We start from the raw sequence: 13,402 nt of genomic DNA, 5'->3' as shown, positions 1-13,402 counted from the left end.
TTTTATTCTTTCTACAAAATGGAACAATTCTCCTTAAAAAGATTCCATAAAATAAGAAAATCTCCTGCAACTTGTCGAATGATTTTTTACAGAAAAGCGAAAGCGGCTCGCCCAGCTGCGAAAAAAACTGGTCGTCAAAAGCGCCACATCGTGTGGCATTGCCGACACTTGTACATCCATGTACGGCGGAGACTTCTGACAAGCATGCTTGCATGCGTAGGAAGAAGTTGAAGTTTTCGAGCAGCTAGCCGCTGTAGCTAGACAATCAAGAAAAGCAAAAAAGAACGAACCGCATTATATAGCGATTCGCTCCATTATTAGATTATTCAGCAATATAACGAACAATAATTGTTCCTGTACGAGATTCTCCGATTAATTTTAAAATATGGGCATTTTCAATAATTTTATCGAAATGTAACGTTTTTAAAAGAAACTGATCTTCCTCGGAGCGTGTAACCACATCGGCTAACCCAACATCCGCTTTGCCAAAGTTTGTTGTCACCTGTCCAGCGAGCGCTAATGATTTTGGTACATAGATTTCTACAGCACCGGCAACTGTTTGCGCTTTAATTTTCCGAGCATTTGCTGCATGTGTCGTCACAACCACTGCACCGTTGACCGATTCTGCTTCTGCTTCCTCTAAATCACCATCAATATAAATACGACCATTGACTGTTTCAGCTTCTAAAGCTTCCCCTTTTACATTTCGCAGTTCAATGGCACCGTTGCCCGTTTCAACATCTGCATGCGTAAATGTCGTTTGGTCAATTTTAATGGCACCATTATACGTCTTCACTTTTAATAGCTTTGTATCGAGGTCATGGATGGTTACCGCGCCATTTAAAAGACGTAAAAGAACAACATCATATTGTTTTTCAGGTAAGGCGAGTCGAACGGTAACTTGGGACATTTTGGATGGAACCGTGATGCTTAACTTGCCATCAAATAGATGAATAAATTGCTCATCAAATTCCGCTTTCGTTTTTTCTTCATCATGGTCATGCAGCGCGGTTTTTACTTGTACATCCACTAGTAATTGGTTATCTTCTGCCTTTACTAGTTCTAACTTACCATTTGGAATATCTAATTCAATGCCCTTTATTTGTTCCGCATCATAAGCGTAGGCTCTTGTAAATTGCACCTTTTCACCAAACGGGAAATCTAAATCAAAATCTTTTAATTTTGAGAACGTTGTATTCATTAAGCCCATCACACGCGTACTAAATTGCGAGATATCTTCTTTTAAATCATTCATAAACTCATCCATTTTTTTATTGGCTTCTTTATTGTTGAAAGATTTTCCAAACAAATCTTCAAAACCAGTTTTTGATGAGTGGTCCTTTGTATTGGTTTCTTCAAATGTCGATTGGTTGTTTGGTTCATTTGTTGGTACAGGTACAGCAGTTGGTTTCGGTTGAGTCTTATCGGAACCATTTTCTTTTGTTAACGCCTCTAGTAAAACAATTGCTTCTTCAGCCGTAATGGTTCCATTCTCCACTAAGTGTAAAATGCGTTTACGTTCATTTTCCATTGATAAAAAAGCCTCCCTCGAAATTGTATATCTTTAATACGCCTGAGGGAGGTAAAAAGTTTCATGTTCTGTTTTTATAAATTTCTTTTACATTGAAAACTCGAAATCCTATTATTTATTTGAAGCCTCAGCAAGTAGTTCTTGCATCCGTTTTCGATCCCGCTCTAAAATCGGTTTTAAATAGCGTCCCGTATGAGAAACTTCGTTGGCCGCAGCGATATCTTCAGGCGTACCTGTCGCAACAATGGTTCCCCCTTTATCGCCACCTTCTGGACCTAAATCAATAACATAGTCAGCCGTTTTGATAACATCTAAATTATGTTCAATCACTAACACGGTATCTCCATTTTCCACAAGTCGTTGTAGCACTTTCAATAGTCGGGCAATATCTTCTGCATGCAGACCGGTTGTTGGCTCATCTAAAATGTAGAATGATTTTCCTGTGGAACGTCGATGTAACTCAGATGCCAACTTTACCCTTTGTGCTTCCCCACCAGATAAAGTTGTTGCTGGTTGACCGAGTTTCATATACCCCAGTCCAACGTCTACAATGGTTTGAAGCTTTCGTTGAATTTTCGGTACATTTTCAAAAAACACAACGGCATCTTCTATCGTCATATCCAATAGTTCCGCAATATTTTTGTCTTTATAACGTACTTCTAGCGTTTCACGGTTATAACGTTTCCCGTGACATACTTCACAAGGCACATACACATCCGGTAAAAAGTGCATTTCAATTCGAATGATGCCATCTCCAGAACATGCTTCACAACGGCCACCTTTTACGTTAAAGCTAAAGCGACCCTTTTTGTATCCACGCACTTTCGCTTCATTCGTTGAAGCAAACAAATCACGAATATCATCAAACACCCCTGTATAAGTAGCTGGGTTTGAACGAGGTGTACGACCAATTGGCGACTGATCAATATCAATCACTTTATCTAAATGCTCGATTCCCGTAATTTCTTTATGAGCACCAGGGCGAATTCGTGCTCGATTTAACTTGTTCGCAAGGGTTTTGTATAAAATTTCATTTATTAAAGTTGACTTCCCAGATCCAGAAACACCTGTCACGGCAATAAATTGACCAAGCGGGATATCCACCTTTACATTTTTTAAGTTATTTTCAGAAGCCCCTTTAATGGTTAACTTTCTGCCATCCGGTTGACGTCTTTCTGTTGGAAGTGGAATAAACTTCTTCCCACTTAAATACTTACCTGTTATAGATGCCTCATTGTTCATCACTTCTTCAGGTGTACCAGCAGCGACAATCTCTCCACCATGAACACCCGCTCCAGGACCTACATCAATTAAATAATCTGCTGCCATCATCGTATCTTCATCATGTTCGACAACGATTAATGTATTTCCTAAATCACGCATATTTTTCAGCGTGGCAATTAATCGATCGTTATCTCGTTGATGTAACCCAATGGAAGGCTCGTCCAAAATATAGAGGACCCCTGTTAAGCGCGAACCAATTTGAGTGGCAAGGCGAATACGTTGCGCTTCCCCACCAGACAAAGTACCTGCTGATCGAGAAAGAGTTAAATAATCTAATCCCACATTAATTAAGAAGCTTAGACGTTCCGTAATTTCACGAATAATTAATCGCGCAATTTGCATTTCTTTTTCTGTAAGTGTTAAGTTCGAGAAAAATTCAAACATTTCAGCGATTGAATGCTGTGTGGCCTCTGCAATGTGTAATCCCTGTACTTTAACTGCAAGGGTTTCTGGCTTTAAACGATATCCTTTACATGAAGGGCATGACTGTTCCGCCATATATTTTTCCATTTGTTCACGGACCCATTCAGATGATGACTCACGGAATCGGCGTTCAATATTCCGAACAACCCCTTCAAATTCAATATCTTTATCATGAACGCTGCCGTAATCACTTTCATAATGGAAATGAACTAAATCTTTTCCTGAACCGTATAAAATTTTATCCATTTGTTCTTTTGGAAGTTGTGATACAGGAACGTTCATTGGAATATCGTAATGATCACAAACGGCTTTTAATAACTGTGGATAATATTGCGAACTCGTTGGCTCCCAAGCTGCAATGGCATGCTCCTCTAGCGTTCGATCCCAATCTGGAATTAATAAATCCAAATCAATTTCCTGTTTCGTTCCAAGTCCATCACATGAAGGACAGGCACCAAACGGACTGTTAAACGAAAACATTCGCGGTTCTAACTCATCAATTGAAAATCCGCATAACGGACAAGCATGATGTTCACTAAATAATAGTTCTTCATGCTCCATGACATCGACTAACACTTTACCATCAGCAAGTCGACAAGCTGTTTCGAGGGAGTCATAAAGCCGCGCTGATATCCCCTCTTTTAGAACGACACGGTCTATAACAACTTCAATATTATGTTTTTTATTTTTATCGAGCTCTATGGAATCATCTAAATCTCGCATTTCACCATCAATCCGTACTCGAACAAACCCCTGCTTTTTCAAATCTTCAAATAGCTTAACGTGGCTACCTTTTCGACCTGAAACGATTGGGGCAAGCAATTGCATTTTTGTTCGCTCTGGATATTCTAACAACCGGTCCACCATTTGTTCAATGGTTTGAGATGTGATTTCAATGCCGTGATTTGGACAAATCGGTTTTCCAATACGCGCAAACAATAAACGAAAATAATCATAGATTTCTGTTACGGTCCCTACCGTTGAACGTGGGTTTCGACTTGTTGTTTTCTGATCAATCGCAATAGCCGGTGATAATCCATCGATGGAATCCACATCCGGCTTATCCATCTGTCCTAAAAATTGGCGTGCATAGGCAGACAATGACTCCACATAGCGGCGCTGACCTTCTGCATAAATGGTGTCAAAGGCTAAAGACGATTTCCCCGAGCCCGACAAGCCAGTTAAAACGACTAGCTTGTCCCTCGGAATAGTTACATGAATATTTTTCAAATTATTCGAACGTGCTCCTTGCACAACGATTTCTGTATTTTTCAATGTTAGGTCACCCTTCTACCTTCAGTTCAAATATTGTATCCCTTAATTCCGCTGCACGTTCAAAATCAAGTGCTTTGGCTGCTTCTTTCATTTCTACTTCAAGCGATGCAATTAACTTTTCGAGTTCGGACTTTGTTAGTTTTTTGCCTTTCGTCACTTTTGTAACATATGTTTCTTCCTCTTCTGCAACTTGGGTAGCTCGAATTAAATCCGGAATTTTTTTCTGAATTGTTTGTGGTGTAATACCATGTTCTTTATTGTAGGCTTCTTGAATTGAGCGACGACGCTTTGTTTCATCAATGGCTTTTTTCATGGAATCGGTCATACGATCTGCATACATAATTACATGGCCATTTGCGTTACGAGCTGCTCGTCCAATCGTTTGAATAAGGGATCGTTCTGAACGTAAAAAGCCTTCCTTGTCTGCATCTAAAATGGCCACAAGGGATACTTCGGGTATATCTAATCCTTCACGCAGTAAATTAATACCAACTAGTACGTCATATGTACCCTTTCGAAGCTCACGTAGTATTTCAATTCGTTCTAATGTTTTAATTTCCGAATGAAGATATTCGACTTTTATACCCATTTGTTTAAAATAATCCGTCAAATCTTCGGACATTTTTTTCGTTAAAGTTGTGACCAGAACACGTTCCTGTCTGCGCGTACGTTCATTAATTTCATCTATTAAATCATCAATCTGCCCTTCAATTGGACGAACATCAATCGTCGGATCAAGCAACCCTGTTGGACGAATGATTTGCTCTACCATATCCGGTGTGTGTTCAATTTCATATGGCCCTGGTGTGGCAGATACATAAATGGCTTGATGAATATGTTGTTCAAACTCATCAAACTTCAACGGTCGATTATCAAGCGCAGAAGGTAACCGGAATCCATGGTCTACTAACACATTTTTTCGTGCTTGGTCCCCATTGTACATCCCTCGTACTTGCGGCAATGTCACATGACTTTCATCAATGACTAATAAAAAATCTTCCGGGAAATAATCGAGTAACGTATACGGTGTCGCTCCTGCTTCTCTTAATGTTAAGTGGCGTGAATAGTTTTCGATCCCTGAACAAAAGCCCATTTCACGCATCATTTCTAAATCATAATTCGTGCGTTGTTCTAATCGCTGTGCCTCAAGTAATTTATCTTCAGAGCGGTATTTTTCCAGTTGATGCTCAAGCTCGACTTCAATATTTTCAATGGCTTTTACCATTTTTTCTTCTCGTGTAACGAAGTGGGATGCTGGGAAAATCGCTACATGATCACGGTCGCCTAAAATTTCACCCGTTAATGCATCGACTTCCCGAATGCGATCGATTTCATCTCCAAAGAACTCCACTCGAATACAATGTTCATCTCGAGATGCTGGGAAAATTTCCACAACATCACCACGAACTCGGAATGTCCCCCGTGTAAAATTGACATCGTTTCGTTCATATTGAATGTCTACTAATTTTCGTAATAATTGATTGCGTTCAATTTCCATTCCTGTACGAACAGACACAACCATTTCACGATATTCTTCCGGATTTCCTAAACCATAAATACACGAAACCGAAGCAATGATAATGACATCATTTCGTTCGAATAATGCGGATGTTGCAGAGTGGCGCAGTTTATCGATTTCATCATTAATGCTCGAATCCTTTTCGATGTACGTATCGGTTTGAGGAATATAAGCTTCCGGTTGAAAATAATCATAGTAGCTGACAAAATACTCTACTGCATTGTTGGGGAAAAATTGTTTAAATTCGCTGTAGAGTTGTCCAGCTAATGTTTTATTATGTGCAATAACTAATGTCGGTTTATTTACTTCTTGTATCACATTGGAAATGGTAAACGTTTTTCCTGTTCCAGTGGCGCCGAGTAAGGTTTGATGACGCTTGCCTTCATTTACACCTTTTACAAGCTCAGCGATGGCAGTTGGTTGATCTCCACTCGGTTTATAAGCGGATTGCAAATCAAAAGTTTTGGTCATTATCGTTCGTCCTTTCAACCAATTCTTGTCTATTAATTTTAGCATAACTGACTCTAAAAATCGAACATACATTCTAAAATATTGAAAGTAATTTTTTGTTTGGTGCTTAAATGCCGAAAAGTCGCCTATTATAAACAATACCATTGTAAAGTTAGTCTTTACACTTCATGGTACTGTTTTAAACAGGCGACTTTAAATATTTTTTCATATTAGTTTACCGTTTCTTGCGCATCTTCCATTTCTTGTGTTTCTTGTAATTCACTTAATTCTTTTGTGAAGGCGTAAAATGCTTCTTTATTTCGTTCATCTAATGCTTTATCGATGAGCTCTCTCAGCTGTTCAATTCTTTGCAACCTTTGCATACGGTTTAAAAACAAGTCCAAATAAATGTCATTCAACAACTTCTCAGATTCATTTGCATGTTGATAGTGTCCAACTGCCTTAAGAAAATCTGTGTATGAATAATATTTATCCATCGATATCACCCCGATTCCCTTTTTTCTATTATAAAAAATTAAAAATCAATTTGCAATATTTTCTGAAAAATAGATATATTTTTTCTTTCTTAGTCTTTGAATGGTTTTCGATTATCAGATTTTCATCTTTTTATCCAATAATTAGTTTCCATATTTAACATTTGATTATAAAATTGAATACGAAAATTTAAATTTACTAAATTTTCTAAAAACTGTCTTGAATTTACTCGAAAATCATATTATTATGTCATTAAATTAAGTGAAAAGGGGGATATAAATGTCGAAAAAACCAAACATTGTCGATTCTTATCACATTTCATTTAACACTTATCTGATTGAGCCTATTATTCATGAGGACGGGATCTATTCGCGTGTTTATGACAAAAGTGGAATTATTATCGTTGCAAGAAAGCCAATTTATATTATCCGTAAATCCTGTATCTTAATGGGTACTAGTTATAGGACTGCCCGCTTCTTATCAAAACGCTTTTTCGGCAATGAAAAACATAAAATTCCCATTATTATATCTCATGATTATGGGATGCCCTGTGTGTTCTTCCCACTGCTTTCTCCAACATCATCTAATAATGTATGGGTAGGACTACATGCCATTATTAACATCCGTCGCTTGAAAGATAGCACTGAAGTCACATTAAAAGATGGTCGAGAGTTAGTACTTCCTTTTAATTATTCATCTTTTTGTACGCAATATGTCAGCGCGTCAATGTTGCAAAAATTTGGCACAAATCAAAGACTCATCCTAAAAAATGAAGTACCCACTTGATGATAGATTTAACTAATTAATCAATAACTCCTCACACGATTTCGAAGGCGTATATTCGAATATCTCTTCGCTTTCATTGTTTGTTGATAATAAAATTGATATTCTAGAAATCATTCATCCCGCGTAACTTGGACAACCCTCATTTGATGCTGTTGTAAATACGCCTTCATATTTTTTGAAAGAAAAAACCTCCTTAACACGGAAAATTCCATGTAAAGAAGGTTAAAGTTACAATCATTATCCAATACGCGAACGTAAATAAGCGTTAATGAAACCATCTAAATCGCCGTCCATCACACCTTGGACATTACCTGTTTCAAAATTCGTGCGGTGATCTTTTACCATTGAATACGGGTGGAATACATATGAACGAATTTGTGAACCCCAACCGATTTCTTTTTGCTCTCCACGAATCGCATCTAATTCCGCTTGTTGTTTCTCAATTTCTAATTGATACAATTTTGCTTTTAACATGTTCATTGCTTTTTCACGGTTTTTAATTTGCGAACGTTCTGCTTGACAGGAAACCACGACACCCGTTGGAATATGCGTAATACGAACAGCTGAGTCTGTTGTGTTAATGTGCTGACCACCAGCACCCGTTGCACGATACGTATCAATTTTCAAATCTTCTGTACGGATATCAATTTCGATTTCATTATTGAACTCTGGCATCACTTCACACGATACGAAGGACGTATGACGGCGGCCAGCAGAATCAAATGGCGAAATACGAACGAGACGGTGTACCCCTTTTTCAGCCTTTAAATACCCGTACGCATTATGCCCTTGGATGAGTAAGGTTACCGATTTAATTCCAGCCTCATCTCCAGGTAAATAATCCATTGTTTCCACTTTGAATCCATGATGATCTGCCCAACGCGTATACATACGCAGTAGCATCGATCCCCAGTCTTGCGATTCTGTACCACCCGCTCCCGGATGCAGTTCTAAAATCGCATTGTTTTTATCATATGGTTCGCTTAATAACATTTGCAGTTCAAATGCAGCCATTTTCCCTTCAAACTCTTCTAATTCCGTTCCAAGCTCTTCTTGCAACTCTTCATCCGGCTCTTCTTTTAAAAGCTCCAACGTCATTTCTAAATTTTCTTGCGTTGTAACAAGCTCATTGAATTCATTTACGATGGCTTTTAAACCGTTCGATTCGTTAATGACTGTTTGTGCCGCTTCTTGATCGTTCCAAAAATCTGGCATTGACATCATTTCATCTAATTCTTGAATACGTGCCTCTTTGTTTTCTAAGTCAAAGAGACCCCCTGAAGTCCGCCAATTTTTTGGCTGTATTTTCTAATGTATTTCTCACATTCGATAATTCAATCATGTAAAAATCCTCCGTACTCGATTTAAATTGAGAGAACCGCAACTTTATATTACTCGTTACGGTTCTGAATACTATTTTTCATTCAACGTTTAAAGGTCGAAACACATCCCACCAGACGACCTACTGCTGCAGACCGTGACAGCTTTTATATTTCTTGCCACTACCACACGGACACGGATCATTACGACCAATGTTTTCTGCTTTTCGAACCGGTTGTTTTTTCTTAGGCGCTGCTTCTTCTTTCGGGTTCACTGCTTGCCCTTTTGCCACTTCTTCACGCTCTAAGTTGTTGCGGATTTGAGCTTTCATCGCATATTTCGTTACATCTTCACGAATCGCGGCCACCATATCCTCAAACATTGCGAAGCCTTCTTGTTCATATTCGCGTAATGGGTCAGTTTGGCCATATGCACGAAGGTGAATTCCTTGACGTAATTGATCCATTGCATCAATATGATCAATCCATTTCGTATCAATCGAACGCAGTAAAATAACCTTTTCAAACTCACGCATACGTTCTGGTGACAATTCTTCTTCTTTTTCATTGTAACGTTTTTGCACTTCTCCATAAATGAACTGAATCATTTCTTCCGGCGATTTTCCTTCTAGATCTGCCGCTTTGATTGCGCCTTCTTCTAGCAGATTTGCTTGAATATGATCTTCCAGTGCTTTTAATTTCCACTCTTGTTGGTCGCCCTGCGTATGAATCGTTACGGTATTTTCGATCGATTCCTGAATCATACTTTCAACAAGTTCACGTGTTGATTCAGCTTCAAGTACTTCGCGACGTTCTTTGTAAATGACTTCACGTTGTTGACGAAGCACATCATCGTATTGTAATAAACGTTTACGTGCATCGAAGTTATTTCCTTCTACACGTTTTTGAGCCGATTCTACCGCTTTGGATACCATGCCTGATTGAATTGGTTGGGAGTCATCCATACCTAGTCGAGTCATCATCGTTTTCATTTTATCTGAACCGAAGCGACGCATTAAATCGTCTTCAAGGGATAAATAGAATTGTGTCACACCAGGGTCCCCTTGACGACCAGAACGACCGCGCAACTGATTATCAATACGGCGTGATTCGTGACGCTCTGTACCAATTACCGCTAAACCACCAAGATCTAACACACCTTCACCCAGTTTAATGTCGGTACCACGACCAGCCATGTTTGTTGCGATGGTAACTGCCCCACGATTCCCGGCATTGGCAATGATATCTGCTTCAAATTCATGATTTTTCGCATTTAACACATTGTGCGGAATTTTATGTTTATCCAATAATTTTGAAATAACTTCAGACGTTTCAATCGCAACCGTCCCGACTAAGACAGGCTGACCTGCTTTATGACGTTCTGCAATATCCGCAGCTACCGCATTGAATTTCCCTTGCATCGTGGCAAAAATTAAATCCGCTTTGTCATCACGCGCAATCGGTTTATTCGTAGGGATCACGACAACTTGCATATTGTAAATGTTGCGGAACTCTTCTTCTTCTGTTTTTGCAGTCCCTGTCATACCCGATAACTTTTCATACATACGGAAGTAGTTTTGGAACGTAATCGTCGCCATGGTCATTGACTCGTTTTGGATTTCAACAGCTTCTTTTGCCTCAATCGCCTGGTGAAGACCATCTGAATAACGACGACCTTTCATTAAACGACCAGTAAAGCCGTCAACGATGACAATTTCGCCTTCTTGAACAACGTAATCAACATCACGGTGCATCGAAACATGGGCTTTTAACGATTGGTTAATCGCATGTAGTAGGCGCACATGGCTTAAATCAAATAGGTTATCAATGCCAAATGCTTTTTCTGCTTTTCCAATCCCACTATCAGTTAAGGTAACGCCCTTTGTTGTTTCGTCATATGTGTAATCTTCATCTGCTTTTAACATACGGATAAACATGTTCGATTGCACATATAGTTTTGCCGTTTTTCCAGCTTGTCCAGAAATAATTAAAGGTGTACGGGCTTCATCAATTAAAATCGAGTCAACCTCGTCAATTACTGCATAGTGAAGAGGGCGTTGTACACGTTCTTCTTTGTACAGCACCATGTTATCACGCAAATAGTCGAACCCGAGCTCATTGTTCGTACTATATGTAATATCTGCAGCATACGCTTCACGCTTTTCATCTTTTGATAAGCTATTTAAATTTAAACCAACCGAAAGTCCAAGGAAATTGTACAATTCACCCATTTGCGCAGCATCACGGCCAGCAAGGTATTCGTTTACTGTTACAACGTGTACACCTTTACCCGTTAATGCATTTAAGTATACGGCCATTGTGGAAGTTAACGTTTTCCCTTCCCCTGTTTTCATTTCTGCAATATTGCCTTCATTAAGAGTTGTCGCCCCCATAATTTGCACACGGAAAGGATACATCCCTAGTACACGACGAGAGGCTTCACGACAAACAGCAAATGCTTCTGGAAGTAACTGTTCAAGGGTTTCTCCATTTTGGTAACGGTCTTTAAATTCAACCGTTTTCCCTTTTAAATCTTCGTCAGATAGCTGCTCCATTTGTGAAGCAAGCGCCTCCACTTGATCGGCAATTTTATTTAATTTTTTTAGTTCTTTTTTATTCGGGTCAAAAAGTTTATTTAAAATGTTCGCCATGAATAATTTCACTTCCCATTTAGTCTCAACTTCCATTTTATCATTACCTATATATAGGTGCAAATGACCTCTCTATTTTAATGTGCTTTGGGGGAATGGTTAAACATTGAAAAACAAAAAACGTAGCCAGAAGATCCGGTGACTGACACCAAATTCTTCAAAGCTACGAAAATGTTAATAGATACTAGTCATGTTCAACTGTACTTGCCACTTGGAACCCCGAAACATCCTCGTCTAGTAAAATGGATGTACCACGCTTTTTGTGCGCGGCATTGAAGAAAATCGCCACGAGCAAGATGGTTGCCACAACACCGCCAATATAAGAGGCATTCAGCGGGATCCCAAAGCCCATCGTTGGCTCAAATAAAATATAAACGATTACCATGTACGTCATAAACGTTGCTGGAATAGTTGCAATCCAATGATTTTTCTTTGCTAAGAATAGATACATAGCACCTACCCAAAGTGCAATGACAGCAGTAACTTGGTTGGCCCAAGAGAAATATTGCCATAAAATATTAAAGTCAATTTTTGTTAATGCATAGGACATGACAAATAGTGGAATCGCAATCCATAAACGACTTAATAATTTTGCTTGACCAAATTTGAAATAGTCCGCAATAATCATACGTGCTGCACGGAAAGCTGTGTCTCCAGAAGTAATCGGTAACACCACTACCCCTAAAATTGCTAACGTACCACCAATTGAGCCCATCATAAGTAATGATACTTCACTTACTACTGCAGCAGGTCCGCCAGCAGCTAGCATTTCATTTAAGCCACCATAACCATCAAATAAACTCATTGCAGCAGCAGCCCAAATCATTGCAATAATCCCTTCCGCAATCATCATGCCATAGAAAATTTTACGACCTTGTTTTTCATTTTGTGTCGTACGAGAAATGATTGGTGTTTGCGTTGCATGGAATCCAGATAATGCCCCACATGTAATCGTAAAGAAGATTAACGGGAAAATCGGTAATTCTCTCGGATGCATATTCGCAAACGTTAATTCTGGAATCGGTGCACCCGTTACAATCAAACCAATCCCAATACCTACTGCAGAAATAACTAAGATCGCACCGAAATATGGGTAAAGGCGGCCGATAATTTTATCTACCGGTAATAATGTCGCTAAAATATAGTAAACAAATATAACTCCTACAATGATCGCTAATGTAGATGCATCACCTTCTAAAAGATTATTAATTAACATCGCCGGTGATGAAACGAACACTGTCCCTACTAATAACAATAATAAAAGTGCAAAAACATTCACAACATGTTTCATGAATTTCCCTAAAAATTTCGCCACAAGCTCTGGTACGTGCGCTCCTTTGTTGCGAATCGAAATCATACCAGTTAAGTAATCATGTACCGCTCCAGCAAAAATACAGCCAACGACGATCCAGATAAATGCAACCGGTCCATAAAGAGCGCCGGCAATCGGACCAAATACCGGACCAGTCCCTGCAATATTTAATAATTGAATTAATGAGTTCTTCGGCGTGGACATCGGTACATAATCAACACCATCCGCATTGACATACGCAGGCGTTGGACGATCTGGCTTTTCACCAAATACTTTCTCAACATATTTCCCATAAGTAAAATAGCCTACGATTAAAATCAAGATACAAACTAGAAAAGTAACCATTTGTATACCCTC

8 protein-coding genes are annotated in these 13,402 nt (G+C 39.0%); 1 reads left to right on the top strand and 7 read right to left on the bottom strand.

Annotated features, from left to right (window positions below; translation table 11 throughout):
* Nucleotides 1-322: 322 nt before the first annotated feature.
* From EK386_RS06930 to EK386_RS06915, 4 genes are all read right to left on the bottom strand, one after another.
* Nucleotides 323-1,531 carry a DUF4097 family beta strand repeat-containing protein gene (locus EK386_RS06930; protein ID WP_126658307.1) on the bottom strand — a complete coding sequence of 403 codons (1,209 nt, stop codon included), beginning with the start codon at nucleotides 1,529-1,531 and terminating at the stop codon, nucleotides 323-325.
* Nucleotides 1,532-1,642: 111 nt separating this feature from the next.
* A complete protein-coding gene (uvrA, locus tag EK386_RS06925; protein ID WP_126658306.1) occupies nucleotides 1,643-4,513 on the bottom strand; it encodes an excinuclease ABC subunit UvrA in 2,871 nt (956 codons plus the stop codon).
* Nucleotides 4,514-4,520: 7 nt separating this feature from the next.
* Nucleotides 4,521-6,503, bottom strand: coding sequence for an excinuclease ABC subunit UvrB (uvrB, locus tag EK386_RS06920; protein WP_126658305.1), 1,983 nt, complete (start codon nucleotides 6,501-6,503; stop codon nucleotides 4,521-4,523).
* Nucleotides 6,504-6,712: 209 nt separating this feature from the next.
* Complete coding sequence (locus tag EK386_RS06915) at nucleotides 6,713-6,979, bottom strand: IDEAL domain-containing protein (protein WP_126658304.1); 267 nt, start codon at nucleotides 6,977-6,979, stop codon at nucleotides 6,713-6,715.
* A gap of 277 nt (nucleotides 6,980-7,256) precedes the next feature.
* Here EK386_RS06915 and EK386_RS06910 point away from each other — a divergent pair, with 277 nt between their 5' ends.
* Nucleotides 7,257-7,763 (top strand): competence protein ComK, encoded by a 507-nt coding sequence (locus tag EK386_RS06910; protein WP_126658303.1) that lies wholly within the window; start codon nucleotides 7,257-7,259, stop codon nucleotides 7,761-7,763.
* A 237-nt stretch (nucleotides 7,764-8,000) separates the two neighbouring features.
* On the opposite strand, the gene prfB is transcribed toward EK386_RS06910, so the two are convergent.
* From prfB to EK386_RS06895, 3 genes are all read right to left on the bottom strand, one after another.
* A protein-coding gene (prfB, locus tag EK386_RS06905) for a peptide chain release factor 2 (RefSeq protein ID WP_126658424.1) occupies nucleotides 8,001-9,102 on the bottom strand; the annotation gives its coding sequence in 2 pieces (ribosomal slippage) (nucleotides 8,001-9,029 and nucleotides 9,031-9,102; 1,101 coding nt in all).
* 123 nt (nucleotides 9,103-9,225) lie between these two features.
* Nucleotides 9,226-11,733 (bottom strand): preprotein translocase subunit SecA, encoded by a 2,508-nt coding sequence (secA, locus tag EK386_RS06900; protein WP_126658422.1) that lies wholly within the window; start codon nucleotides 11,731-11,733, stop codon nucleotides 9,226-9,228.
* A gap of 184 nt (nucleotides 11,734-11,917) precedes the next feature.
* The gene (locus EK386_RS06895) at nucleotides 11,918-13,390 is read right to left on the bottom strand and encodes a carbon starvation CstA family protein (protein WP_126658302.1); all 1,473 of its coding nucleotides are present in this window, start codon (nucleotides 13,388-13,390) and stop codon (nucleotides 11,918-11,920) included.
* Nucleotides 13,391-13,402 lie beyond the last annotated feature (12 nt).

It is taken from the genome of Lysinibacillus antri, from assembly GCF_003977595.1.
Taxonomy (GTDB): Bacteria; Bacillota; Bacilli; order Bacillales_A; family Planococcaceae; genus Ureibacillus; species Ureibacillus antri.
Note: the sequence above shows the minus strand (reverse complement) of the source record. Positions and strands in the feature narration are given on the sequence as shown.